The 25,088-nt window shown below is 47.6% G+C and carries 22 protein-coding genes; 9 read left to right on the top strand and 13 right to left on the bottom strand.

The genetic code is table 11. From position 1 onward, the window contains the following. Positions 1 to 56: 56 nt before the first annotated feature. The 3 genes from ACWPOD_RS07645 (at position 57) to ACWPOD_RS07635 (ending at position 3,804) form a co-directional block, all read left to right on the top strand. Entirely contained in the window at positions 57 to 641 is a 585-nt protein-coding gene (locus ACWPOD_RS07645; protein WP_006740964.1) for a LysE family translocator, read from the top strand. Between the two features lie 255 nt (positions 642 to 896). Next, complete coding sequence (locus ACWPOD_RS07640; RefSeq protein WP_456231741.1) at positions 897 to 2,819, top strand: prolyl oligopeptidase family serine peptidase; 1,923 nt, start codon at positions 897 to 899, stop codon at positions 2,817 to 2,819. A 211-nt stretch (positions 2,820 to 3,030) separates the two neighbouring features. After that, positions 3,031 to 3,804: a siderophore-interacting protein gene (locus tag ACWPOD_RS07635; RefSeq protein ID WP_167427159.1), complete on the top strand. Its 774-nt coding sequence runs from the start codon at positions 3,031 to 3,033 to the stop codon at positions 3,802 to 3,804. 86 nt (positions 3,805 to 3,890) lie between these two features. Here ACWPOD_RS07635 and ACWPOD_RS07630 read toward each other — a convergent pair whose 3' ends face one another. From ACWPOD_RS07630 to ACWPOD_RS07615, 4 genes are all read right to left on the bottom strand, one after another. Further along, on the bottom strand, positions 3,891 to 5,057 hold the full coding sequence (locus ACWPOD_RS07630; RefSeq protein WP_167427158.1) for an oligogalacturonate lyase family protein: 1,167 nt from the start codon (positions 5,055 to 5,057) through the stop codon (positions 3,891 to 3,893). Positions 5,058 to 5,113: 56 nt separating this feature from the next. Next, positions 5,114 to 6,886, bottom strand: coding sequence for a sodium:solute symporter family protein (locus ACWPOD_RS07625; protein WP_005487072.1), 1,773 nt, complete (start codon positions 6,884 to 6,886; stop codon positions 5,114 to 5,116). Between the two features lie 300 nt (positions 6,887 to 7,186). Next, on the bottom strand, positions 7,187 to 9,415 hold the full coding sequence (locus ACWPOD_RS07620) for a right-handed parallel beta-helix repeat-containing protein (protein WP_456231740.1): 2,229 nt from the start codon (positions 9,413 to 9,415) through the stop codon (positions 7,187 to 7,189). Between the two features lie 15 nt (positions 9,416 to 9,430). Continuing rightward, on the bottom strand, positions 9,431 to 10,108 hold the full coding sequence (locus ACWPOD_RS07615; protein WP_005482845.1) for an oligogalacturonate-specific porin KdgM family protein: 678 nt from the start codon (positions 10,106 to 10,108) through the stop codon (positions 9,431 to 9,433). A gap of 129 nt (positions 10,109 to 10,237) precedes the next feature. Between ACWPOD_RS07615 and ACWPOD_RS07610 the strand changes: the two genes are divergently transcribed. Next, positions 10,238 to 11,977, top strand: coding sequence for a sodium:solute symporter family transporter (locus tag ACWPOD_RS07610; protein WP_456231739.1), 1,740 nt, complete (start codon positions 10,238 to 10,240; stop codon positions 11,975 to 11,977). Between the two features lie 173 nt (positions 11,978 to 12,150). On the opposite strand, the gene ACWPOD_RS07605 is transcribed toward ACWPOD_RS07610, so the two are convergent. From ACWPOD_RS07605 to kduD, 7 genes are all read right to left on the bottom strand, one after another. Beyond that, a complete protein-coding gene (locus tag ACWPOD_RS07605; RefSeq protein WP_005460834.1) occupies positions 12,151 to 12,774 on the bottom strand; it encodes a bifunctional 4-hydroxy-2-oxoglutarate aldolase/2-dehydro-3-deoxy-phosphogluconate aldolase in 624 nt (207 codons plus the stop codon). A gap of 11 nt (positions 12,775 to 12,785) precedes the next feature. Beyond that, positions 12,786 to 13,715: a 2-dehydro-3-deoxygluconokinase gene (gene kdgK / locus ACWPOD_RS07600; RefSeq protein WP_005482884.1), complete on the bottom strand. Its 930-nt coding sequence runs from the start codon at positions 13,713 to 13,715 to the stop codon at positions 12,786 to 12,788. Between the two features lie 98 nt (positions 13,716 to 13,813). Beyond that, positions 13,814 to 14,725, bottom strand: a complete 912-nt coding sequence (locus tag ACWPOD_RS07595; RefSeq protein WP_140315862.1) for an alpha/beta hydrolase — start codon at positions 14,723 to 14,725, stop codon at positions 13,814 to 13,816. Between the two features lie 77 nt (positions 14,726 to 14,802). Next, the gene (locus ACWPOD_RS07590) at positions 14,803 to 15,438 is read right to left on the bottom strand and encodes an RpiB/LacA/LacB family sugar-phosphate isomerase (RefSeq protein ID WP_005460779.1); all 636 of its coding nucleotides are present in this window, start codon (positions 15,436 to 15,438) and stop codon (positions 14,803 to 14,805) included. Between the two features lie 40 nt (positions 15,439 to 15,478). Then, entirely contained in the window at positions 15,479 to 15,799 is a 321-nt protein-coding gene (locus ACWPOD_RS07585) for a cupin domain-containing protein (protein ID WP_005467181.1), read from the bottom strand. 7 nt (positions 15,800 to 15,806) lie between these two features. After that, positions 15,807 to 16,331, bottom strand: coding sequence for a YgjV family protein (locus tag ACWPOD_RS07580; RefSeq protein ID WP_005497706.1), 525 nt, complete (start codon positions 16,329 to 16,331; stop codon positions 15,807 to 15,809). Positions 16,332 to 16,349: 18 nt separating this feature from the next. After that, positions 16,350 to 17,111 carry a 2-dehydro-3-deoxy-D-gluconate 5-dehydrogenase KduD gene (kduD, locus tag ACWPOD_RS07575; protein ID WP_005482916.1) on the bottom strand — a complete coding sequence of 254 codons (762 nt, stop codon included), beginning with the start codon at positions 17,109 to 17,111 and terminating at the stop codon, positions 16,350 to 16,352. Between the two features lie 255 nt (positions 17,112 to 17,366). On the opposite strand from kduD, the gene kdgR reads away from it, so the two are divergent. The 3 genes from kdgR to ACWPOD_RS07560 all read left to right on the top strand — a co-directional run bounded on the left by kdgR (position 17,367) and on the right by ACWPOD_RS07560 (position 20,814). Beyond that, entirely contained in the window at positions 17,367 to 18,149 is a 783-nt protein-coding gene (gene kdgR, locus ACWPOD_RS07570; RefSeq protein WP_005460804.1) for a DNA-binding transcriptional regulator KdgR, read from the top strand. Positions 18,150 to 18,232: 83 nt separating this feature from the next. Further along, positions 18,233 to 20,101: a DUF294 nucleotidyltransferase-like domain-containing protein gene (locus tag ACWPOD_RS07565; protein WP_005482867.1), complete on the top strand. Its 1,869-nt coding sequence runs from the start codon at positions 18,233 to 18,235 to the stop codon at positions 20,099 to 20,101. Positions 20,102 to 20,103: 2 nt separating this feature from the next. Continuing rightward, on the top strand, positions 20,104 to 20,814 hold the full coding sequence (locus tag ACWPOD_RS07560) for a 3'-5' exonuclease (RefSeq protein WP_140390302.1): 711 nt from the start codon (positions 20,104 to 20,106) through the stop codon (positions 20,812 to 20,814). On the opposite strand, the gene ACWPOD_RS07555 is transcribed toward ACWPOD_RS07560, so the two are convergent. Further along, the gene (locus ACWPOD_RS07555; protein WP_005464972.1) at positions 20,815 to 21,684 is read right to left on the bottom strand and encodes a LysR family transcriptional regulator; all 870 of its coding nucleotides are present in this window, start codon (positions 21,682 to 21,684) and stop codon (positions 20,815 to 20,817) included. It lies immediately after the preceding gene. A gap of 80 nt (positions 21,685 to 21,764) precedes the next feature. After that, on the bottom strand, positions 21,765 to 22,571 hold the full coding sequence (locus ACWPOD_RS07550; RefSeq protein WP_005464979.1) for an arylamine N-acetyltransferase family protein: 807 nt from the start codon (positions 22,569 to 22,571) through the stop codon (positions 21,765 to 21,767). Positions 22,572 to 22,864: 293 nt separating this feature from the next. On the opposite strand from ACWPOD_RS07550, the gene ACWPOD_RS07545 reads away from it, so the two are divergent. Both ACWPOD_RS07545 and fghA read left to right on the top strand, forming a co-directional pair. Next, positions 22,865 to 24,013, top strand: coding sequence for an S-(hydroxymethyl)glutathione dehydrogenase/class III alcohol dehydrogenase (locus ACWPOD_RS07545; protein ID WP_005464962.1), 1,149 nt, complete (start codon positions 22,865 to 22,867; stop codon positions 24,011 to 24,013). 61 nt (positions 24,014 to 24,074) lie between these two features. Beyond that, positions 24,075 to 24,914 (top strand): S-formylglutathione hydrolase, encoded by an 840-nt coding sequence (fghA, locus tag ACWPOD_RS07540; RefSeq protein ID WP_167427148.1) that lies wholly within the window; start codon positions 24,075 to 24,077, stop codon positions 24,912 to 24,914. Positions 24,915 to 25,088: the final 174 nt, after the last annotated feature.

Below are 25,088 nucleotides of genomic sequence, written 5' to 3'. Positions count from 1 at the left end.
TCAGTTCTACTTATAGTTGTTCTCAACTTATCGAGAACTGATTCAAGGAACAATCTATGGAATATCATCAACTGGGCGCTTTGGCGTTGTTCGCTTTTGTCTCCACTTTTACGCCGGGTCCCAATAACATTATGTTGATGACCTCAGGGGCAAATGTTGGATTTAAACGCACCATTCCACACATGTTGGGCATTACCTTCGGTTTTGGTGCCATGCTGATTTTAGTAGGCATTGGTTTGATGAGTCTCTTCAACGCTTACCCGATTACTCACTCCATTTTGAAAGTATTGAGCTTGAGTTATTTGCTGTACTTGACGTACAAAATCGCCACGAGCGGCAAAACCGAAGCAAAACACGATTTTCGCCCAATGTCTTTTTTAGGGGCGGTGGCATTCCAATGGGTGAACCCGAAGGGTTGGTCGATGGCGTTGACGGCCATTACGGTATACACCAGTGGCGGTTCTTGGCTTGAACTGACTTTTATCGCGGGTATCTTCTGCTTAGCTAACTTGCCATCGGTAACATTTTGGACTGCGGCAGGCATGCAACTTCAACGCTGGTTGACCACATCTAGGCGTGTAAAAGGGTTTAACTATGGGATGGCAGCGCTTTTACTGCTGTCGACTATCCCAATGATATAGAAGACAAAATATCCGTAAAACCGTGATCTAATACAAAGTTCAGGTAGATACTGAATCAATAATCATAATCTAACGCCACTTTTGGACAATGCCAGGGTCATAGTAGCGAAGCAATGCGCTATTTATTAAAAGCACGCTAATCATAAGCCACAGCTATTTTTATGTTCGTTGCTTGCTCGCAGTAACTGCGATGAATCTATCACCCTGGCCAAAAGCTCATGAGCTTAAGGTCCTTTACACAAGGAGCGTTACACAATGCACACTCGCAAGCTTATTCTTGCTGCCACTTTTGGATTATTATTGGCGGGTTGCAGTCAAACATCCACTACAACCGATGCTGAAATGATTCCACCCGAGTATCCAGTGGATTATTTCTTTAAAAACAGCGAAGTTTCTAGCTATCAAATCTCTCCTGCTGGTGACTACATCTCAATGATGAAGCCATGGCAAGACCGTAAGAACGTCTTTGTTTATCCCACAGATAACCCCGATCAGATAAAACGCGTCACATCCGTAACAGGGCGCGACATTGCATACTACTACTGGGTTGGCGAAGACACCGTAATTTACTCTCGTGATACGGGAGGAGATGAGAACTTTTATCTCGTGACGGTTAATGTCAAAACAGGCGAAGAGAAAACCATCACACCGACATCCGGTGTTGTGGCATACGTTATCGACACACTAGACAATCAACCCGATGACATTTTGATTTCGAGTAACGAGCGTAACCCGCAAGTCTTTGATGTCTATCGACATAATCTAAAAACAGGCGAAAATACTCTCGTCGCGCAAAACCCGGGCAATGTGCGCTCATGGGGTACCGATCACGATGGCAACATTCGTGTCATCACCACATCAGATGGTGTTAATACCTCCGTTTTATATCGCGATACGGTTGAAGATGAATTTAAGCCGCTAAAGAATCTCACTTTCAAAGAGAGCTTTAGCCCCATTTCATTCACGCCGGACAACAAAAACTTATATGTGGCATCACGAATTACGCGTGATAAATCAGCCATCGTTGAATACGATGTAAAAGCCAATAAAGAAATACGAGAAATCTTCTCTCACCCGGAAGTTGACGTGAATAGCGCTCACTACTCTGAAGCGCTTAATAAGCTGGTTTCAGTCTCTTACGTGACAGATAAAAACCACTATCACTTCTTAGATGATTCCTACCAACAAACCTTCGAGCGCCTCTCAGAGAAACTGCCAAATGTAGAAATTTCTGTAACCAGTGCGACGCGAGATGAAAGTAAAATGATTGTCGTCACCTACAGCGATGTCGATCGACCAAATTACTACTTCTACGATCGTAAAGCAGACAAATTGGAGAAATTGGCAGAAAACGCTCCATGGCATAAGCCAGAACATATGGCGAAGATGACGCCTATCCAATACACCGCTCGCGATGGAGAAACCATTCATGGGTACCTAACGCTGCCGAAGGGTCGAGAAGCCAAAGATCTGCCTTTGCTTGTGCTCCCACACGGTGGTCCATGGGCTCGTGATCACTGGGGATTTCAGCCTGAGGTACAATTATTCGCTAACCGTGGTATCGCCGTGCTGCAAATGAACTTCAGAGGCTCAACTGGTTATGGTCGCGAGTTTTGGGAGAAGTCGTTCAAGCAATGGGGACAATCCATGCAGGATGACATTACCGACGGTGTCAAATGGGCTACCGAACAAGGTTACGCACAAGATGGCAACGTATGTATTTATGGTGCCTCTTATGGCGGCTACGCAACTCTGGCGGGGGTGACATTCACTCCTGATTTGTATAAGTGCGGAATCGACTACGTTGGCGTATCTAACTTATTTACCTTTATGGACTCCATTCCACCTTATTGGGCACCATTCCTTGCAATGTTACACGAGCAAGTAGGCAATCCGAATGATTCTGAAGACGCGAAAATGATGAAAGCCTACTCACCAGTGTTCCATGTCGACCAAATTAAGGCACCCTTATTGGTTCTACAGGGAGCACAAGATCCACGCGTGGTGAAGAGCGAGTCAGACCAAATCGTTAATGCACTGCGTGAACGAGGCGTCGAGGTCGAATACATCGTGAAGGAAAATGAGGGGCACGGATTCCGCTCTTTAGAGAACCGTCTTGATGGTTACCAAGCGATGGATAGATTCCTAAAAACACATTTACTTGAGCAGACTCAGTAAGCCTTTACATCGTTAAGTTCGAGAGGGCATGTTGGCGTGCCCTTTCTTATTTTTTCTACGTATTTTGCTCGCCCCAGTCCCCAGTACTACTGCAATACTCCAATAATCCAGCTCAATTCACAGTGTAAATTTATATAAAGACACTACCCTCTTATGAGAGATCTTGATAACCTTAAATGAGAAAGAGAATAATTATCGAGTAGAGTCAAAGATGAAGAAGAAGCCTCAACCTAAAACGATTGTTGTCACAGATACAGAGACAATTACCCCAAATATGCAGCGTATTACTTTGCAAGGTGAAGCGCTAAGCCAGTTTCCACGCGACTGCGAAGGTAGCTACATCAAGCTATTGTTCAATGAGATGGGCGGTACCGATTTGAGCACGCTAAGCGACGATGACCGACCATTAATGCGAACCTATACTATTCGTCGTTTCCATCCGGAAATACACACCATCGAAGTCGACTTTGTCCGCCACACCACACAAGATTTACAGTGTGGCTTTGCCGCACGTTGGGCAATGGCCGCGCAAAAAGGCGACACGATCAGCATCGTGGGGCCGGGTAGCATCTCCAACTTAAATACTGAGGCGGATTGGTTCTTCATGGCTGCCGATATGACGGCACTTCCAGCGCTTTCTGCGAAAATTCGTACGTTGCCAGAAGAGGCCAAAGGCTACGCAGTGATCAGCGTGATGTCTCCAGCCGACATCCAACCCCTACACGCGCCAGCAGGCATGGAGTTGATTTGGCTAACCGAAGGGCAAACCTTGGCTGATAGCGTTCGCGAACTCGAGTGGTTAGATGGTAACGCTTCGATATGGTGTGCGTGTGAGTTCGATTCAATGCGTGCGCTGCGCCAATATTTCCGCAATGAGAAAGAAGTCGATCGCGAGAATATCTACATCAGCAGCTATTGGAAGCAAGGCGTGTCTGAAGATGGGCACAAAGTGATTAAACGTGAAGACGCGGAATCCAACCAATAGTGGTTCATGTCTTTTCGATTCCAGCTCTCATCCCAATAAAAACGCCCGGCATCACCGGGCGTTTTTCATCATCATGTTTGACGTAATCAGTGTTTGTAAGACTCCGGCACGTCCGCAATGTAAATCGCAGGAACGCCTTCAAAGTCACTGGTAAACAACACGCCATCATCGTTCGGTGTGAATGACGGATGCGGGTGAGTAATTTGGCGATCGCCATCCAACACATCCCAAGATGTGCTGTGCTTACACAGTTTTTGCGCCGATTTCGCTTTTGTGTTCAATATATACAAGAACGGGTCATTTTCGATGTTGTAGCTGTCTGCATCTGCAACATCAACTGGCGCATCGCAACCATCACCGACCATCAAAGAACCATCGAAGTTACTCATGAGGTGAGAACAAGGTGGCATCACCATCACTTCTTCATTCTCTAATGTCTCTGGGTTAGCTTTGTAAATCACGCGATCAGTTTGACCTTTGAAGTAAGAAACGTACGCCATTGCGCTGCCATCTGGAATCCAGAACTCGTGCGTGCACGATTCACCTTCTGCGTGCTCTTTGATCTTACGAACGTTGCTGCCATCTTCATTGACCAGCCACATGCGCGCATCCACCAAATCATGCGGACCTTCATGACAGAAACCAACCGTTGAGTCATCAAACGGACGGTAAATCGGGTGACCTAGCCACGCAGTGTCTTGATGGATCACCTCCAGCTCACCGGTTTCGATATCCACTTTAATTAGGCGGCAAGTTGGATTGGTGTGGTAGAACTCGGCAAACTTTTCCCACGATGTCAGCGGTTGCCAATCACGTTTTAAAATCTCGATGCCGACTAACTTGGTACAGTCAGAATTTGCCACCCAAGTACCGTAGCCTTTCCACTCTTCATCGACCGTATAAATGACTTGTTCTTCCAGCGTTTCTAAATCGACTTTCATCAAATTCAGTTCGTTTTTCACGTAGAAAAAGGCACGCTCATCCGTCGAAATGAAACCGCCAAAGGTGTTGTCACCTTTACCTTCCGTCAGTTGGACTGCTTGTTGCGTTTCAAGGTTAAGCAGGTAATAGTTGCGATTTCCGTCGAAATCACCTGCAAACAGCAGCTTTTTTCCATCCTGAGTAAAGCACTTCTGGTAAAAGTAGTTACGGTGACAAATCACGTCCGTTGGCGTTAATCGCGTCACTTTCACTTGGGTATCACTATCAACAAACGTTTCGAAGTTGAGAGTAATCACATCACCTTTAGCCATAATATATCTCCACAAAAGGGCTGCCCAAGCGAGGGCAGCCAAAACAAAAATTCAGATTATTGGGTCGTTGTCGCGGCTACTTTAGAGGGCTGCGTGTCTAGCTTGGCACTCTTCTTCAAGCCGTAGCCCACAGCAAAGACTGACGCTGCACAGGCAAGGAACAATAAGCGGCCCCATAGTGGGTTTGGAATCAACACCATCAGTGTTAAACCTGCGGCCATGTAGATAACCAGCGTACCCAATTTCGCGCGTTGCATGCGGTCAACAATGTCTTGGCCTTCTTCTGCAACACACTCGGTGTCCACATCTTTAAAGAATTCCGCCGTTGTCTCTTTGTGCGTGTCTGTTTCTTCTTTGTAGAACAGAGTCGATAGGCAGAAGAAACCAGCAGTAAAGACAAGGTGAGCAGCAATGGTGATCATTGTGCGCATTTCACCTGCTTCGCGGCGTGTTAGCTCATCCATACCGAACCAGCTACCAACAAATTCTGGAGTGAAGATTTTCACCACTGACCAAGAGACAAACATACCAACCACAACTGTTGCCCATGGTGCCCATTTCGGCGTTCTGCGAATGATGATGCCAAGGAACAATGGAACTAGGATTGGTGATTGAAGTAGCGTCGCCACTTGCATCATTAGGTCAAACAAGCTTAGGTGTTTCAGTGAGTTGAAGAACTGAGCCATCATGATAACGAGGATGCCGTTCACCAAACATGCGATTTGACCAGCACGCAGTAGCTCTTTATCCGAAGCTTGGCCTTTACGCACGATGTTTGAGTAGAAGCTGCGAACGAAAATACCTGAGTTACGGTTTAGTGCTGAGTCCATCGAAGACATGGTCGCCGCAAACAGACCTGCCATGAGCAGACCAACGGTGCCTAGAGGCATTGTTTCACGAGCGAAGACAAGGTAAACCGCATCGCTTGCTTTCGCACCCAATGATGAGTATTGCGTTGCTGCATCTGGGTACAGGATTGCTGAAGCCCAAGGTGGGATGAACCAAATTACCGCGCCAAATAGCATCATCACAAGCGCCATCAGCGCAGCTTTGCTTGCGTTTTTCGAATCTTTCGCGTTAAGGAAACGGTAAGACTCCTGCATGTTGTTGATACTTTGCAGCTGTTTCACTACGAAGAAGATGAACGTACAAACTAACAGTAGTGGGTAGTTCATATCTGGGCCCATGATGAAGCCACCAGGGAAGTTCTCAACGATCTCGCCAGGGCCACCAACGACGTACAATGCAACTGCCGCACAAGCAATGGAGATAACCGCAACAACCAGCGTTTGAATAAAGTCCGACGCCACTACGCCCCACGCACCACTCAGCAATGAGATAGCCAATACCGCAAGGCCAGTCACCCAAATAGTAGTCACGATGTCGGCATTAAATACCGCAGAAGCAAACACACCCAAACCGTTTAGCCAAACACCCGCGTTAATCACACTTAACGGAATGATTACCCAAGTGAAAAACTGCTCGTTAGTGTTACCAAAGCGGCGTTTTACCCCTTCAGTTGGTGTATCGACTCGCATTTGGCGGAAGCGGCGAGCAAAGTAGAAGTAAGCGAAAACGTACGCCACCATGTTGCCAACAAACACGGCCAATACCGCGAAGCCATCGTTAAACGCTTTACCCGCTGCACCGGTAAACGTCCATGCAGAGAACTGAGTCATAAATGCTGTGGCACCAACCATCCACCAAAGCATCTTACCGCCCCCGCGGAAATAGTCGCTGGTACTATTGCTTGCCATTTTTTTGAACAGCAAGCTGATTGCCACCATCAGGGCAAAGTAGCCTGCTATTACTAAGTAATCGTATTCCATAATAGAAACCTCGAAACGCTGTTTTAATTTAGATAAATTATATTTTCAAAAAACAAAACTAACTGAGACAAAAATCAAAACAACGGTTCATTTTTTATTTTTTGCGTTCAAACGTGATGAAGATCAATAGTGAGCGTCTTGTAAATAATTGCGGATCCATACTCGTCGTTGCTGCATTCCCTTAGTTAATCTTAGAACCAAAAAGAGATTGTCACTGACAAGTCGAAAAGCGTAAAAATGCGACCGTTGTAAGGTGAGTTTTGACGAAAAAAAGGGCTCCTGAGAGCCCGTAGTTACTCGTTAGTGAATAAGTTGCTTAAGCTGCATCGCCTCTTGCTTACCCGGAATGGCTTGCTGGGTATCAATCACCGACGCTTGCTTTAATGGCGCGAGCGTTTTGCTGTCGACCGCTTTGCCATCACTGGTGTAAGTCGTGCCATTTTCGACCAACGCATTGCCAGTCGATTTCGCACTGTTGATCACGTCGTCATATTTGCTGCTGACGTGGAATCGGTAAGAACGGTTATTGGTGAACGTGCCTTGCTCAATCTCGCCGGAATATGGGCTCTTACGGAACAAGTAGTTGAAGCGCTTGTTATCAATCGACACGTTGTCGCTCAATACCAGTGCACCAGGGTTAAAGTTGTCCGTAAATCCGTCCATATTGTTATTGAAAGACAGGCTGTTTTTCACCACATGTGGAACCGGAATCCCCTCGCCGCCTAGCTTGAAGCCGTTACCAATCGTGCCACCCTTGTTGGCAACATCGAGTGTGCGCCCGTTGCTGAAAGAGATGGAATCCAAAATGGTCACCGCACCGTTTGCGCCATCTTCCACTTTGTTGAACAAGTCCCAACCGTCATCAATGTTGTGGTGAGACAAACAACGGATGAAGGTGTTGCCATCGCCGATACGCATCTTGGCCGCAAAACCGTCTGCGTTGATCTGCGAAGGATCCATGTTGTTGTAGCTTTCGCTTTCAATCACTTGGTTGTAACTTGCCCACAGTGCGCGGCCAATGTTTTCAGGAGAGGTGATCACGAAACCAGTATCTGGAGCGCCGTGTGTCACCATTTTTTCGAAGGTGTTGTGGCTACCATGAACAATGAACTGCGCACCCGCAACTTCAATACCTTGGTAATGCCAGTAATTTGCCTCGTGACGAAGTTCCGAAACAAAGCGAACATTGTCTCTTTCCGCACGTAGGTGCTTGAGCTTGTCGACACTGCCACTCGCCGTCAGCGGGATTTCCATCCCTTGGTAGTCACCATCTTTCAAAATGATGGTGCCACCAGCAGGAAGCAGTTCTACTGCGGTAGCTAAATCAAGCGGTTGTGCTTGAGATCCGTTGCCTTTGTCGCTGCCGTTTGGTGCAACATACAGCGTCATTGGGTCTGGCAGAGAAACAACGTCAACGCTGTAACGATGCGCTTGTGTCTCTTTGTTTGGGCCGTCAATGGCGGTGAATCTCACTTCCATTTGATTCGCGCCGCTATCGAGTGTCAGCCACTGGCTGAACAACTCGCCCGCCGTCACGGTTTGCTTCGCAACCACTTTGTCATTGTGCAGAACTTCAAATTCGCCCGAGTAGTTGGCACGAGCTTGAACCGGATACTCCTTGGTTGCAGATCGAGGTGAAGAAGCGATTTGGAATACCAATTCTCCCTGCTTGGCCGCGTATTTTGGAGCGTCCACGGTATCCGCCGCAGCAAGCTGCAAATCGACATTGCTCACCGTCATTTTTGCATTGCGTGACGCAAAGAAGCCGACGTATTGCGAGTCTGAGTTTTGCATTTCAACGATATTGGCATTCGCGCCTTTTACCGCTTGCTCAACGAATTTTTCGCCATTACGGTAGCTGACTTTGAAACCATCATTGGTGCGTGTCAGCGTCATGCGGTAGGTTTCAGCCGTGCCGTAAGGCACCCCTTCCACATAATCGACACGGCTTAAACGGTTACCCGGTGTTCCCCAAGGTTGATAAACGCCTTCACGAAACGATGCGTTGATGTTGGTCATGCCATCGTTCGTGCGGGTGTGAGAACGCATTAGGTTCATCACCATGTTCGATGCAGACGGAAACTCTTCATGGCCCTCAGGTTGCGGCACTAAACGCTCGGCACCTAGAATGTCGCGCACCATCAAACCTGCGCCTTCTTGGCGGTTGGGTGTCGCGCCCGTTTCTGGGCCAAGCTGTTCAAGCACCACATCGGCACTGAGGGTAAAGTTCACATCGGTTGGTAGCTCGGTGTAGTAAAAGGTGAGTCCTTCATGCGAGTTAGCTAACTTGCCGCCGCGGCTTTCAATGGTAAATGTGGACGCTAACTTGCCAGCAGCGACAGCCTCACCATTGACCGTCACTTGGTTCACGCCGACTTTTTCCGGCAAAATGGTTGAGCCAAAGTTCATGTCGGTCGATTGACCAAAAGTGATCGCTTTCCAAGTCAGGTCTTCGACCTTAATCTCAGCAGCGTGTGCGACTGGGGCCAATATGGCCGCCAGACACAAGGCTAAAGTGTGTTTTTTCATGGTCACTTTTCCTTGTTAGAAGTTGTATTTCAAACCGACACGGAAACGAGGAACATATTCATCTTTAAACTCTGAGCCGTCACCCTTGTGCGTGATAGCCGCGATAGCGAAGAATGGAATCACGCCACTTTCTAACTTGGTGTATTCGCCTTTAAAGTCGATCAGCTGATCATGACCTTTGTCTTTCCAGCCACCTTCACCGCCATGAATATCTTTGTACTCCGCTTCTACGCCAAGCTTGCCCCATTCAAACTTACGGTTTGCGTAAAGGTTGAGCTGGTTGTAGCGCGAGTCGTCCGTGTTTTTGTACCCATGACGAATACGCGCAGCGACATCCCACTCGTCATTGATTTTGTACGCGCCAGTCAAGTTGTACTTGAACACTGACGCACCCGATGGGCTGGCATCAATGTTAATGCCCGGCGTTAGAGAGAAATTGTCGGTCGCTTTCCAACGGTAGCTCACGCCAGTTTCATGGCCTGCATTGCCCATGTGACCATCTTTGTAGTTCCATTTTGCTTCCACGCTAAAACCGATTTGGTTGTCGAAACGGTGAGAAACGTAAATACGATCTCGATGTTCGTCACCATCACGATCAGGCACATATTCATGACGAATATCCACCGATGCGGCAGCCGCTAAACCAGAAGTCATTGCAAGTAAGAGTGCAGAAGTAAGGTATCTAACTTTCATTTTGAAACACCATTTTATTTTATAATAAATCTTGTTTTAATATATTCATTATTACGTACTGATAAAGTTCTTATCGGTATTTTTGTGATCTTTAAAACGGTGTTTTAATTTTTTCGTGAGCTATGACACATGACTTTATTGGATTCGATGATCGTAATGATCTATCTGCTCTTTATTGGGATCGCTGCGTGGCTATTTCGCCGCTTTTCCACCTCGTCGAACGGCTTCCTTCAAGGTGGAGGAACCATGATGTGGTGGATGGCTGGCGCGACAGCATTCATGACGCAATTTTCAGCGTGGACGTTTACGGGTGCCGCTGCCAAAGCGTATGAAGATGGCATCAGCGTGATGTTCATCTTTTGGGGAAATGCGTTGGGATTTTTCGTCGCGGCGGCGTTTTTTGCGCGTCGCTATCGAAGGTTACGCGTAGAAACCGCCATGGAAGTGATTCGAGTACGGTTTGGCCACACATCAGAACAGCTATTCACATGGTTAAGCTTTCCGCTGACTTTGATCGCCTGTGCTATTTGGATGAACGGATTGGCGTCTTTTTTCTCTGCCGTTTTTGCCATTGAGATGTCGACCACCATTCTCGCTATGGGGGTGATCGTCACTTTGATCGCCGTGAGTGGCGGCGCGTGGACGGTGTCTGTGACGAATGTGATTCAATTAGTTTTGCTGATCGCCATTACTCTAGTGATCGGCTATACCGCACTGCAACACTTTGACTCACCAAGCGAAGTGTTTGCGTACACCACGCCAATTTATGGTGAACAGATCAGGATGCCGTCTCTGTTTGTGATGTGGGCAATCGCCATGCTGCTGCAACAAACCATGAGTAATAACCACACCTTGAGCTGCTATCGCTTTCTGACCACCGCCAACGATAAAGACGCCACCAAGGCCGCATTCGTTGCTGGTGTGCTGTTTGTTTTTGCCCCTGTACTGTGGTTTATGCCAGCGTGGTTCGTGGCAGCGCAAAACATCGATTTACTGGCGATTTATCCTGCACTAGAGCAGAGTGCGAACAACGCCGCTTATCTTTACTACATCCAACATTACATGCCTCAAGGTTTACTCGGATTGGTGATGGTGGCATTGGTGGCCGCGACCATTGCACCGCTTTCATCAGCACACAACCGCAACGCTGGCATTGTGGTCAAAAGCCTCTACCAAGTGTGGTTCAACCCAAATGCTACCAGTCGTCAGCAGTTGATGGTTGGAAAAATTGCGACGATAGTATCTGGCGTATTAGCCACGGTCACAGCTTTGCTGCTGGCGTCTGTTGAGTCGTACAGCTTGTTCGACATGATGATTGTGTTCGCGGCGTTCATTCAGATGCCAATCAACATCCCATCTCTGCTTGCGCTTGTCAGCTTGAAAACACCAAACTGGTCGGGATGGGCCACCGTTATGGTCGGATGCGCAGTATCGCTCTTTATGATTTTTATCTTTGATGTACAGTGGCTCTCTTCCTCACCGTTAACGCCAAGAGAAAGCAAAGACCTGTCCGTGGTCGCAACGCTTGCCGTTCATTTACTGGTGACGGGAGGCTTCTTCCTGTCTGCTCGGGTCTTTTATGCCAAAGAGTCACCATCAATCCAGCAAAGTCGCACTGCACTTGCGATTCAACTAGCCACACCGATCAGCGACGAGGAGCAGTCCCCTATCAATCATAAGCAAGGGCTTTATGTCGGCTCCATCACAGCGTTGGCGGGCATGTTACTGATTCTTGCCGGCGTCGTGTTAGCGGGCTCTTCTCAATCCATCTTTGTCGCAATTGGCTGCATTGTGTTGCTGTTTAGCTTGTTCCTACTACAACCTACCCTGCACTCTAAACGTGCTTGGCAGAAACAAAAAACTAAGTAAGTAAACCGTGTTGGGCGCGTTGTTTTGTGTCGCGCCTAATGGAAAGTTGGATTTTTAACTCGCCAAAACTGCACATAAAAAAACGCCTACGGTGGAGCCGCAGGCGTTGGCAAATTGCTCAAAAGATCGTTCGACTATCTACGATAGTTCTCGGTGCTAACCGGGGTGAGGAATTATTCGATAATTCCCGCAACTTCACGAACCAGCTTCGCCAGTTCATCCCATTGCTCGTTGTCAATCAAATCGCCGGGTACCATCCAAGTACCACCACACGCTAAGACTGAAGAAATAGACAAGTAATCTTTAACATTGCTTGGGCTCACGCCACCGGTTGGCATGAATTTTACAGGGTAAACCGCAGACAATGCTTTTAGCATCGCGACGCCGCCTGACGGTTCTGCTGGGAAAAACTTCAGCGTACGCAGACCCATTTCCATTGCTTGTTCAACCAAGCTTGGATTGTTGACACCAGGGACGATGGTCACGTTGCGCTGTTGGCAGTATTTCACCGTAGTTGGGTTGAAACCTGGGCTCACAATAAAGTCCACGCCCGCATCAATCGCTTCATCCACTTGCGCGCTTGTCAGCACAGTTCCCGCGCCAATCAACATCTCTGGGTACGCTTCGCGCATGTTTTTGATCGCTAAAGCGGCATCTTCAGTACGGAACGTCACTTCAGCACATGGCAGGCCATTTTCAATCAGCACCTGTGCCAGTTTCACTGCCTTGCCTGCGTCTTTGATCGCGATAACAGGGACTACTTTAATTTCTGAAAGTTGTTGGTTCAGATCTTTCATTTCATCGTTCCTTAAATAGTTGGCATCGCTTGGCTTGGAATGATCGCGCCGCGATGTTGAATAACCGTGCCAGCCACTTTGTGCCCAGCAAGCGCAGACTCAGCAACGTCTCCGCCTAAAATTCGTTTTGCAAGATAACCCGCACTAAAAGAATCACCCGCCGCCGTGGTATCCACCACAGCATCAACCTTCAAGGCCGCAACGGTGTGTTGTTGATCTTGTGTTACAACAAAGCAGTCGTCCGCGCCACGTTTCACGATGATCTCTTTCACGCCAAAGTTTTTCGTACGGCTGATCGCTTCATCTTCGTGCTTATCTCCCCACAGCATGACCTCGTCATCGAAGGTCAAAAATGCCATGTCGGTGACGCTGAGGATCTTTGAGTAAAAATCACGAGCTTGCTCGATGTTAGGCCAGAGCTTAGGGCGGAAGTTGTTATCGAATGCGATTTTCACACCTTCTTTACGGCACATTGTTAGCAGCTCAATCAACATCTGACGACAATCGTCCGAGATGATCGCCAAGCTAATGCCACTCAGGTAGATCATTTGATGCTGACAAAGATCTTTCACCAACGACAGCAATGCTCGCTCACGCAACCAGTATTTTGCCGCCGCATCATTACGCCAGTAAAAGAAGCTACGCTCACCATCTTCGGCGGTTTCAATCGCGTAGATGCCTGGCAATTTATCTTCAGAAAGGTAGACCATGTCCGTATTGATCCCCTCTTCACGCCATGCCGTTAGCATTTCACGACTAAACGGATCATGTCCTAATCCCGTCACATACGAAGTTTCGACCCCGTGTTGTTTGGTTAGACGAGAAAGATACACCGCGGTATTGAGCGTATCACCGCCAAAACCTTGCTGTAGCACGCCGTCATGTTTTTTAAGCTCCACCATACATTCGCCGATGATGGCGACACGACTGATTGGGTTCATGGGAAGTCTCCTCAGTATTTGATGTCGCCATTATTGCAATTACAAAACCAGTTAACAATAAAAATAAAACAACGGTTCATTTATTTCGTGAGCTTGATCTATCTGCGTGCTTTCTCGGTCAGATTTTGTAGCCATGCAGAGAGCAATTGCGGCCACGCCGCGACAGGCAAACCTTGCGCATCGCGAATACCAAAACCGTGTTTACCTTGCTCAAACAAGTGCATTTCGGTCGCGATTTCGTGCTGGCGAAGTGCTTGCCAAAACACGAGGCTGTTTTCCGCACTCACGGCGGTATCGTCACTGGCATGTAAAAGAAAACAAGGCGGCATGTCTGACGTCACCTGTTTTTCTAGCGAAAATCGGAGAAGGTCAGATTCACGTTCCAAATTAGCCAGTAACTCGGCACGCGAGCCCATGTGCGCAATATCGATGTTCATACTGATCACCGGGTACATCAAAGCGCAAAAATCGGGCTTGGCAGATACACGCTCCGCCTCATCTTGAAGAGGATAAATATCCAATGCGTGATTCGTCGCTAAGCTCGCTGCAACGTGTCCGCCAGCCGAGAAACCTAAAACACCAATCGATGATAAGTGAGACGCCAAAGGCAACCGACGCACCAAACGCATTGCTCGCTGCGCGTCCGCCAGTGGCGTCCAAGATCCAAATTCGTGCCCTTCGTTTGGCATGCGATAGGTCATCACAAACACTGTAAAACCTGCTTGGTTCAACACGCGTGCGCTGTCCGTCCCTTCTTTATCCACCGAGACTCGCTGATAACCACCACCGGGCATCAATAAAATACCAATCCCGTTGGATTGCTCTGGTTCAAACACGACAATTTCGGGATGCGTGATCTCAAACACTGCGCGATCTGGTAACAACTCGTTCGGATTTCTTTCTTGATAACTTTGCACCAGATGGGAGGGGATTTGAGGCTCAGACCACAAAGGCAAAACGAGATGCTCAGGAAACCAAGTCTGTAGTGAAGTAATCGGCGCAACGTGCATGGCATTCTCTCCGGCTTAAAAACAAAAAAAGCCAGCACAATGGCTGGCCTTAACCTATTTCCCGATAAAATGAGTGCTTAGTCTAGTAGCGACTTCACATATTCTGCAATTTCAGGTACTTGGCAGTGCGCAAAGAAACACTCTTGGAATTGCGTGCTGCCTACTGCAGTTTTCACTAGCTCTTGGTCGATAGCACGTAGACCTTCAACCACGTCTTTTGCTACCGCTGATTTCACGTTGTTTAGGATAGCCGCGTTCGCTTGCTGAGGTGCTGCTCGCTCAATTGGGTAACCTTCGCCGCGTTTGCCTGTGAACGCTTTTTCGAAGATGTAACGAACGTTCAATTCACCCGCCCAACCAAAACCTTTCGCAAATGCTAGAGAAATCGCATTGCCGTTATTGATTTGGTTGAACAGGAACGCGTCTGATGGCTCTAGGCAGTAGCCACAAACAACGCCAGGGTGTAGGTTGCAAGACATCAATGCACCTTGGCCAGTACCACAACCAGTTACCACGAAGTCCACAGCTTTTGAGTTCAGCAGAATGCTCGCCATGATACCTAGGTGAATGTAAGTTAAGTGATGGTCGTTTTCATCCGTCATACCAACGTTGAAAACATCGTGACCAAGGCCACCTGCTACAGAGTTAAGCTCGCCAGCCACCATTGCGTTTTTCGCTGCTTGGCTGTTTTCCATCATTAGTGCAATTTTCATGTGTTACTCCTGCGGAAACTCCGCATTCAAATTTCAATTCTTAAACAAAATCTTTGCGCATTGGGGTGAAAGTATCGATAAGTACACCCGCTTTCAGACAAACGCAGCCATGCTCAATGTTTGGTTCTTTGTACATAGTATCGCCCGTTTTGACGATTTTTTTCTCATCACCGATGGTGAATTCAAACTCACCAGAAAGCACGTAAGTCAGCTGCTCGTGCGGGTGTGAGTGCATCGCACCAATTGCACCTTCTTCAAAGTGCACCTCTACCGACATCATGTTGTCGCTGTGTGCCAGTACTTTGCGTGAAATCCCTTCGCCGAGATCTTCCATCGGAATGTCTTGGTTAAATACGAACATGGTTCACCTAATAACTTGATTGATTAATCATGGATTCTGATTGCTGACGATGTAAGCGATAAATCGTCAATAAATTCATCACGATCACGGTCATTTCTAACAGCGTTCCACCAATGGAACCCACCAGAATATTATTGGTTAGCCAGCAAGACGCGCCGAGCAAAAAGCCAATGCGCATCCTGATCCCTGACAAGCAGAACACCGAGTATGTACCAATCACCGTCCCGATAATCGGCCATAAATCACGCCATTGCTCTGCTACCCAAAAGCCACTGACTAAACTGATCACAATAAAGACAGCAGCGACTCGTTTCGACGAGACAAAAATCGCCGTGGTCGTTCTGAGCGCCGACAGCAATGCGCTCAGCGCAGAGACCATCGAACCCAGCAATAAAAAGTGGAGAAGATGATTGAGGTTAAAAATCAGCATCAAGATTTTTAGGTGCCTGTCATTCTTCTGGTAGAAGACGGAGAATCCCAAACCAAAACTAATAAACCCTAAAGCTTGCGCTAATATCGTGGTATCCACCATCACCTTCTCGCAACTCGATTAGCGCGCTAGCCAACCACCATCTACTGCGATGGTGTAACCGTTGATGTAATCCGCAGCTTTAGACGCTAGGAATACACAAGGGCCAGCTAGATCTTCTGGCGTACCCCAACGAGCAGCAGGAATACGGTCTACGATTTCTTTGTTGCGCTGTTCATCGGCACGCAATGCCGCCGTGTTGTTGGTTGCCATGTAACCCGGAGCAATCGCGTTTACGTTGATGCCGTGGCTTGCCCATTCGTTCGCCATTAGGCGAGTCACACCCATTACGCCACTTTTAGACGCAGTGTAAGAAGGCACGCGAATACCGCCTTGGAAAGAAAGCATGGATGCGATGTTGATGATCTTGCCGCCTTCACCTTGCGCGATGAACTGTTTTGCAACCGCTTGAGACATAAAGAACACAGACTTCACGTTGATGTTCATTACGTCATCCCAATCTTGTTCAGAAAACTCGATGGCGTCGTTACGACGAATGATGCCCGCGTTGTTCACTAGGATATCAATGCGACCAAGTTCGGTTACTGCGCGGTCAACGATAGTTGGGATGTCGTCTAGTTTCATTAAGTTAGCGCGGATATCGACGAACTTACGGCCTTCAGCCTCTACTTTCTCAATCGTTTCTGTTGGTTCGCTGATATTTACGCCAACAATGTCACAGCCCGCTTTTGCTAGACCAAGCGCCATACCTTGACCAAGACCAGTGTCACAACCAGTAACAATGGCCACTTTTCCCTCAAGGTTAAATGAATCAAGAATCATGTCGTTTTCCTCAATAGTAGGTAATGTCGTGATTTGGCGTCTTGGCCATGTCACTTTGTATGCATTCATCCTGACCCAAAAAGAAACTGTTTGCAATTTTTTTTGAAAAGGCGTTTTAAAAATATTGATTGCGATCTTGTTTTTCCGGATTCTTTAATTGCGCGGTTTCAAATTTTTGAAAAGGCATTTTAAAAATACTGGTTCTTAAATTTTTCAGCGATATAATGCAGAAAACTAAGAATGAAAGGGGCAACAATGGAAAAGTCGACTCAGCCTGAAGCGGTTTCGTCAGTACTTAAGGTTTTTCATATTCTTCAAGCACTTGGTGAACAGAAAGCCATCGGCGTTTCAGAGCTTTCACAACGTCTAATGATGTCGAAAGCGACTACTTACCGTTTTCTGCAAACCATGAAATCGCTCGGTTACGTGTCTCAAGAAGGCGAAGCGGATAAGTACTCTCTAACACTTAAGCTGTTCGAGTTGGGCGCAAAATCGCTTGAGTACGTCGATCTGATCGAACTGGCCGACAAAGAAATGCGCCACATTTCAGAACAAACCAACGAAGCCTTGCACCTTGGTGCGCTGGATGAAAATGCCATCATTTACATCCACAAAATCGACTCTGGCTACAACCTACGCATGCAATCGCGCATCGGTCGTCGCAATCCGCTCTACAGTACTGCGATTGGTAAAGTGCTGCTTTCTGAGCGCGATGAAAGCTTCGTTCGTGACGTATTGAGCGATGTCGAGTTCATTAAGCACACAGAAAAAACATTGGAAAACACCGATCAAGTGCTAGAAGAATTGGCGAAAGTGCGCGATTTCCACTATGCAGAAGATAACGAAGAGCAAGAACCAGGTCTTCGTTGTATCGCTGCGCCGATTTATGACCGCTTTGGTCAAATCATTGCTGGCTTGTCTATCTCATTCCCAACCATCCGTTTCGATGAAGAGAGAATGGAATATTACGTCGGCTTACTGCATCAAGCAGGTAAAAACATTTCTGAGCAATTGGGTTACCACGATTACCCGGCATAATCAGAAACAAGAGGCAGCCGCGAGGCTGCTTTTTTTGCCACTTAGAACAATGTTGAAACACCGGTTCATTTTAGAGGTAAACCATGGGCACATCCGTCACTCCAAACATCTTCGACTTTTTAATCAAAATTGACCCCTTTGATAAACTGCCAGAACCTGTGGTTGAAAGCATCGCGAACTCCGTCAAGGTCAAGTACCTTGTGAGGGGCGAAACCATTGGTTTTAGCGCCTTGTGCGATCAACGTTACCTCTACATCATCCGAACCGGCGCCATTGAACAGCGCACGCCTAACGGCGAACTGCGTGCACGCCTTGGACAAGATGATCAATTTGGTTTTACTTTCCTCGACCCACTCGAAAATGCCGAAGATGGTTACCAAGCGGAAGCGATTGAAGATTCATTGCTCTATTTGATCCCCCATTCTGAGCTAAAACTGGTCAGCGAAGAACACCCAGAATTTGCCGACTATTTTGCCGCCCAAGCCAATGTGCGCTTGAGTTCTGCGGTGAAGTACGTTTGTCGGAAAGAAGAAAAAGGGCTGTTCTTTCGTACTGTTGGCGAGATCGCCAGCGAAAACATTGCGATTGTCGATGTGAACGACTCTATCCGCAGTGTGGCGCAAACCATGTGCGGCAAACAACGCAGCTCCTGTGCCGTTGTGATGAAAGAAGGCGAAATTATTGGCTTAGTCACCGACCGAGATATGACGAAATCGGTCGTCGCGCAAGACATGGATACCAATCAGCCCATTGCCGACGTGATGACGCCAAACCCCGTGTTGATCGAAGACGATGCTAAAGTGATTCAAGCCATTTCCTTGATGCTGCAATACAACATTCGCTGTTTGCCCGTGGTACATGGCAAGCAAGTGAAAGGACTTCTAACGACAACACATTTAGTGCATAACCACCGCACGCAGTCTTTGTTCTTAATTGAGAAAATCAAATACGCGAGTTCACTCAACGCGCTGGCGGCGTTGAAAGAAGAACGTCAAACCATTTTCCAAGCGTTGGTGGAAAGCGGTGTAAGTGCGGAAATTCAGGGTCGAGTGATGTCGATGATCATGGACGCTTTCACGCGCCGCATCATCCAGCTCAATGAAGAACTGTTGGGCCCACCGCCATGTGATTACGCGTGGTTGGTTGCAGGCTCTCACGCCCGGAACGAAGTGCACATGCTGTCGGACCAAGACAGTGCGATTGTGCTTTCCGATGACGCCACCGAAGAACATAAACTGTACTTCACTCACCTTGCCATGCGGGTGTGTAATGGTTTAGCGGCGTGCGGCTATCCACTTTGCGATGGCAAGTACATGGCAGCGTCACCAAAGTGGTGTCAGCCAATTCGTCGTTGGAAAGAGTACTATCAGAAATGGGTGGCCAGCCCAGAATACAACAAACTATTGAGCATTAGCGTATTCCTTGAAGTGCGTGCCATTCACGGCAACCGCGAGTTTGTCGATCAAATCCAGCAACACTTGCATGATTGTATTCAAAAGAGCCCGAGCTTTATTCCGGCTTTGGTGCGCGATGCGATTGACACTCAGCCGCCACTTGGCATTTTCAACAATTTGGTGTTGGAAAAAGGTGGGGAAAACAGCAACACGTTAAACATCAAAAAGTACGCATTGAATCTGATCATCGATCTGGCGCGTATTTTCAGTCTTGCCGCTGGCGGCTCGTTAACTGGCACAGAAGAGCGTTTTCGCTACGCAGCCCAGCACGGCACATTGTCGAAAGACAGTGTTGAAAACATCATTGGCGCGTATCGCTTTATTACTCAGGTACGTTTCCGTCATCAACTCAATGCGATTCTGGCAGGCACCACACCTGACAACCACATCGCACCCGATGATTTCAGTAGCTTTGAGCGCAAGCACTTAAAAGATGCATTTAAGATCATCAGTGAGCTGCAAGATGTCGCGAAACTGAAGTTTGTGAAAGGGGCGTAACCATGCTTAAACGTTGGTTTAAACGGTGGGAAACGCCGCTCTCTCCTGAGCAAAAACGCCAAGCCATTCACGTTGTTGACGATTGGCCAATGGTGCTGAAAGACTATCTTCAACGGCCTTTGGTGGATGACTCAACGACCTTGAAGGATTTGAGTTTTGTTGCGTTGGACTTTGAAACCACAGGCGTGGACGCGCAAGGTGATAAAATCTTATCGATTGGCGTGGTTGACCTAACGCTGGACGGTATTGATATCGCCAGCTCCAAAGAGTGGTACATTTGTCATGGACAATTCATCAAACCAGAAACAGCGCAAATTAATGGCTTAACTCCGCAAGATCTCGCCAAAGGACTGCCATTGGATGAAGGCATGAATCGGTTGTTGGAACGCATCACAGGAAAAGTGGTGCTCGCCCACGGATGCTGCATTGAAAAAGCCTTCATTCACGCTTATTTTTCCTCTCGCTACCAAGTAGAGGATTTCCCCGCGTATTTTATCGACACTCTGCAAATCGAAAAGCAGTTTAGCTATGCAGGGAAAAGCGGCGCGCACAGCAGTTATCAGTTGGACGATTTGCGCCGCTATTATCACCTGCCGGGGTACTTATCGCACTCTGCCGCCAGTGATGCCTTGGCGTGCGCGGAATTGTTCTTGGTGCAAAGTAAAAAACTGACCGCGCTTCCGGATGTCACGTTGCGTCAGTTGATGCGCTGATCACGCCAACTCTTGCGCCAAAAAGTCGATCAATAACCGCACTTTTGGCGACAAATTGCGACTTTGCGGATACAGCGCCCAAATGCCTTCGCGATCGTCGCGGTAATCGGTCAGCACTTCGACTAACTCACCACTGTCTAACGCTTCTTGAACGTAGTAATCCGGCAGCTGCACTAAACCAAGACCGCGTTTCGCTGCGTCCACCAAAGCAAAACCGCTGTTGCATTTAATCCGTCCCGACACGCGTAAAGATTTATCGCGTTTATTTTCCTTAAAGTGCCAATAGTCGACCGAGCCAACCAAGCACTGATGCCGTCCCAATTCCGACAACGTATGTGGCTCACCAAAACGCTCCAAGTACATCGGACTAGCACACACGTAGGTTTGACGTGAGGAAAGACGCTTGGCGATCATGCTGGAATCTTGCAAGCGGCCAAGACGAATCGCCACGTCCACACCTTGCTCAATCAAATCCAGCTTTTGGTTGGTCAGCACTAAATCAAGATCCACACGCGGGTACTTTTCCAAAAACTGATGCAAAAGCGGCGCGAGATTCATTTCCCCATACGTCACAGGAGCCGTCACGCGCAGCAAACCGCGCGGTTCGGTCTGCATTTGCGTGACAGCAAGCTCGGCCAGTTCTAACCCTTCCACCAAATGTTTACACTGCTGGTAATAGAGTTGTCCGGCTTCAGACAGGGAGACTTTTCGCGTCGTGCGATGCAGCAATTTCACCGCAAGTCGTTCTTCAAGTGCCGATACCCGACGACTGATTTGTGCCACCGATGTTTTCAGCTTAGCTGCTGCTCCGGTAAAACTGTTGGTTTCCGCCACAGCAACAAATTCGCTGACCCCTTCCCAATTCGCCATGCTGTATTCCTGTCGACCTCTTTTAGACAAATAGTGATGAAAATGTTCTCGTCGCGCTACGCTTTGAAAACGGGAGAATTTTACGCGTCAGGCAACGGACGAAGATCGCCGTACTGTGCATCAAGCTCAATGCCGAAGTATTCTTTCAATGCATCCAGATAGGCTTGGCCCGGCTCTAACTCCAATTCTGTCTGCTCACCTTGGCTGGTGTATTTGAGTGTGTAGTTAAGCAATGTCACCAACCCACTTTCTGTTGCTTTCGCCGCGACTCTTGCGCTGGTAAAACGCGAGTTGGGAGAAGTGGAGGTAAAAAAGTTGCCACACGCGATGTCACCTGCAAACACAAACTCTAAATCGAAGCTATAAAGGTTGTTCCATGTGTCCGTTCCGTCCGTTGACAAAACTTGAAGGAAGTAACCAAACTGGGCATCTTCAACAAAGCGGAAGGTTTGTAAATCCGTCTGAATCACTTGGTTGAGGATAAACGGCAATGGCGCGCGCGGCGTATTGGAGCCAAAGCCTACATCGACAATCCATGCTTGTTCATCCAGCGTCACCAACGTGATTTGATGGCTGCGACCTGTCGGCGTCCCCATCACGTGAACACGCCCAAGTAAGCTGCGCGCTTCAAACCCGAGGGTCTTGAGCACATCGAGCATTAAGCCATTCAGTTCAAAGCAGTAGCCACCACGGGAGTGATACACGGTTTTTTGAATGATGTCTTCAATCTCAACAGAGATGCCACGCTGCAACGAAATATCAAAGTTCTCAAACGGCAGGCAACGGTGCTGCGCTACGTGAATCTTGTGCAATGACTCCAAATCGGCGGGTAACTCACTCGGCAAACCGAGCTTGGTTAAATAGGCGTTCAGATCCGTCTTATTCATAATCACTCTTACTTATCTGATGGGTTGATTGTTTTCTACTCTAGTCCCTCTACCTAACCTCAGGTCAATCGCCTTTTCCGTTTTCCCTTCTGTTTTGAGGAGGCATCACACTCTTGTTGTCCACTCACCTTAACATTATTACGTATATGTAAAAATCATTTTCAAAATGGACGGATTATCATTTTTATTGAAACACCTAGAATGGACACCAACAAAACGACGCAGCGCAGGAAGCAAACCTTAACTACGCTTATTACGTCACTCCATATACTGAGAATATAAAGGAAAATCCAATGACTCTTGAAATCAAACCTGGTCAAACTCACATCAAATCCAAGGCAATGGTTGCGTGGGCGGCTGGCGAGCCACTGAAAATGGAAGAAGTGGATGTACAGCTTCCTAAAGCGGGTGAAGTGCTAGTGCGCATCGTCGCGACAGGTGTTTGTCATACTGATGCGTTCACTCTGTCAGGCGACGATCCAGAAGGCATCTTCCCTTCGATTCTTGGTCACGAAGGTGGCGGTATTGTTGAAATGGTTGGCGAAGGTGTTACCAGCGTTGAGGTTGGCGACCACGTGATTCCTCTTTACACCGCAGAATGTGGCGAGTGTAAGTTCTGTAAATCGGGCAAAACCAACCTTTGTCAGGCCGTTCGTGAAACACAAGGTAAAGGTCTGATGCCAGATGGTACAAGCCGTTTTTCTATCAACGGTGAAACCATCTTCCACTACATGGGTTGTTCTACGTTCTCTGAGTACACAGTGCTGCCTGAAATTTCATTAGCCAAAGTGAACAAGCAAGCGCCTCTTGAAGAAGTGTGTCTACTAGGTTGTGGCGTAACGACTGGTATGGGCGCGGTTCTGAACACTGCAAAAGTTGAAAAAGGCGACACGGTTGCGATCTTTGGTCTGGGCGGCATCGGTCTTTCAGCGATCATCGGTGCGCGCATGGCAGGAGCAAGCCGCATCATCGGTATCGACATCAACGAAAGCAAATTCGACCTAGCGAAACAACTGGGTGCTACAGACGTCATCAACCCACAAAAATTCGACAAGCCAATTCAAGAAGTGATTGTTGAAATGACGGATGGCGGTGTGGACTACTCATTCGAATGTATCGGTAACGTCAACGTAATGCGTCAAGCGCTTGAGTGCTGTCACAAAGGTTGGGGTGAGTCGGTGATCATCGGTGTTGCGGGTGCGGGTCAAGAGATCTCAACTCGTCCATTCCAGCTGGTTACGGGTCGTGTATGGCGCGGCAGTGCGTTCGGTGGCGTGAAAGGTCGCTCTGAGCTTCCAGAAATCGTAAACCGCTACATGGCGGGTGAGTTTGGCTTACAAGAGTTCATTACTCACACGATGGGCTTGGAAGACGTAAACAAAGCATTTGATCTGATGCACGAAGGTAAGAGCATCCGTACCGTTATCCATATGGATAAGTAATGCTGACTCAGGCTCTCCGTAAGGGGAGCCTGAATTCATTCTGTTGTTAGAGAGTTTATTCATGACCATTGAAAATGTAAGCCAGGCCAAAGTGTTTGGCGGTTGGCACAAACAATATACACACGAATCCAAAGCCCTAAACTGCACGATGCGCTTCGCAATTTTCTTACCACCGAATGCCACTAAATCGAACCCCGTACCCGCTTTGTATTGGCTATCTGGTTTAACCTGCACCGATGAAAACTTTATGCAGAAAGCGGGCGCATTTCGTATGGCGGCCGAGCTTGGCATTGCGATCATTGCTCCGGACACGAGTCCAAGAGGCGAAGGTATCGCTGACGATGAAAACTATGACCTGGGTAAAGGAGCTGGCTTTTACCTTAATGCGACTCAAGCACCTTGGTCACTGCATTACTTCATGTACGATTACGTGACTAAAGAGTTACCAGAGATCATTGAAAGCAATTTCCCTGTCTCAGAAGTAAAATCGATTTCTGGGCACAGCATGGGAGGTCACGGAGCATTAACCATTGGTCTGAAAAACGCAGAACAATATCGCTCAATATCGGCGTTTAGCCCTATCTGTAACCCAGTCCAATGCCCTTGGGGACAAAAAGCCTTTACTGCTTACTTGGGCAAAGATATTGAGAGCTGGAAGCAATACGATGCAAGTGAGCTTCTCAAGCAAAAACCATCACCACTTCCTATTTTGGTTGATCAAGGTGATGCTGATGGCTTCCTCAACGAGCAACTTAGGCCAGAAGCGCTGGTTGCTGCAGCAAAAGTGCATGATTCAAACCTGAACTTAAGAATGCAACCTGGTTATGACCATAGCTATTATTTCATTTCAAGCTTTATTGACGATCATCTCAACTTCCATGCGAAGTATTTGTTTGCCTAATTCATAGAAGTAACTTGATGAATTAAAAAATAAAGTCACCTACCTAGGTGGCTTTATTTTTGGTGCGTATTAACATACCAATCTTAAATAACATTGGAATAAAGATAGAGAACAATGTAAGGATGAAATCGGATTTGCTTGTACCTCAATCATTAACCCTTCTAATTCTCATTC

This window comes from Vibrio sp. JZG120 (assembly GCF_053890955.1).
This window is presented reverse-complemented; position numbering and strand designations above follow the sequence as displayed.

Bases quoted from the DNA above. Each gene is read 5' to 3' on its own strand.
- ACWPOD_RS07645 (WP_006740964.1), top strand. From the start codon at position 57: ATGGAATATCATCAACTGGGCGCTTTGGCGTTGTTCGCTTTTGTCTCC.
- ACWPOD_RS07640 (WP_456231741.1), top strand. From the start codon at position 897: ATGCACACTCGCAAGCTTATTCTTGCTGCCACTTTTGGATTATTATTG.
- ACWPOD_RS07635 (WP_167427159.1), top strand. From the start codon at position 3,031: ATGAAGAAGAAGCCTCAACCTAAAACGATTGTTGTCACAGATACAGAG.
- ACWPOD_RS07630 (WP_167427158.1), bottom strand. From the start codon at position 5,057: ATGGCTAAAGGTGATGTGATTACTCTCAACTTCGAAACGTTTGTTGAT.
- ACWPOD_RS07625 (WP_005487072.1), bottom strand. From the start codon at position 6,886: ATGGAATACGATTACTTAGTAATAGCAGGCTACTTTGCCCTGATGGTG.
- ACWPOD_RS07620 (WP_456231740.1), bottom strand. From the start codon at position 9,415: ATGAAAAAACACACTTTAGCCTTGTGTCTGGCGGCCATATTGGCCCCA.
- ACWPOD_RS07615 (WP_005482845.1), bottom strand. From the start codon at position 10,108: ATGAAAGTTAGATACCTTACTTCTGCACTCTTACTTGCAATGACTTCT.
- ACWPOD_RS07610 (WP_456231739.1), top strand. From the start codon at position 10,238: ATGACTTTATTGGATTCGATGATCGTAATGATCTATCTGCTCTTTATT.
- ACWPOD_RS07605 (WP_005460834.1), bottom strand. From the start codon at position 12,774: ATGAAAGATCTGAACCAACAACTTTCAGAAATTAAAGTAGTCCCTGTT.
- kdgK (WP_005482884.1), bottom strand. From the start codon at position 13,715: ATGAACCCAATCAGTCGTGTCGCCATCATCGGCGAATGTATGGTGGAG.
- ACWPOD_RS07595 (WP_140315862.1), bottom strand. From the start codon at position 14,725: ATGCACGTTGCGCCGATTACTTCACTACAGACTTGGTTTCCTGAGCAT.
- ACWPOD_RS07590 (WP_005460779.1), bottom strand. From the start codon at position 15,438: ATGAAAATTGCACTAATGATGGAAAACAGCCAAGCAGCGAAAAACGCA.
- ACWPOD_RS07585 (WP_005467181.1), bottom strand. From the start codon at position 15,799: ATGTTCGTATTTAACCAAGACATTCCGATGGAAGATCTCGGCGAAGGG.
- ACWPOD_RS07580 (WP_005497706.1), bottom strand. From the start codon at position 16,331: ATGGTGGATACCACGATATTAGCGCAAGCTTTAGGGTTTATTAGTTTT.
- kduD (WP_005482916.1), bottom strand. From the start codon at position 17,111: ATGATTCTTGATTCATTTAACCTTGAGGGAAAAGTGGCCATTGTTACT.
- kdgR (WP_005460804.1), top strand. From the start codon at position 17,367: ATGGAAAAGTCGACTCAGCCTGAAGCGGTTTCGTCAGTACTTAAGGTT.
- ACWPOD_RS07565 (WP_005482867.1), top strand. From the start codon at position 18,233: ATGGGCACATCCGTCACTCCAAACATCTTCGACTTTTTAATCAAAATT.
- ACWPOD_RS07560 (WP_140390302.1), top strand. From the start codon at position 20,104: ATGCTTAAACGTTGGTTTAAACGGTGGGAAACGCCGCTCTCTCCTGAG.
- ACWPOD_RS07555 (WP_005464972.1), bottom strand. From the start codon at position 21,684: ATGGCGAATTGGGAAGGGGTCAGCGAATTTGTTGCTGTGGCGGAAACC.
- ACWPOD_RS07550 (WP_005464979.1), bottom strand. From the start codon at position 22,571: ATGAATAAGACGGATCTGAACGCCTATTTAACCAAGCTCGGTTTGCCG.
- ACWPOD_RS07545 (WP_005464962.1), top strand. From the start codon at position 22,865: ATGACTCTTGAAATCAAACCTGGTCAAACTCACATCAAATCCAAGGCA.
- fghA (WP_167427148.1), top strand. From the start codon at position 24,075: ATGACCATTGAAAATGTAAGCCAGGCCAAAGTGTTTGGCGGTTGGCAC.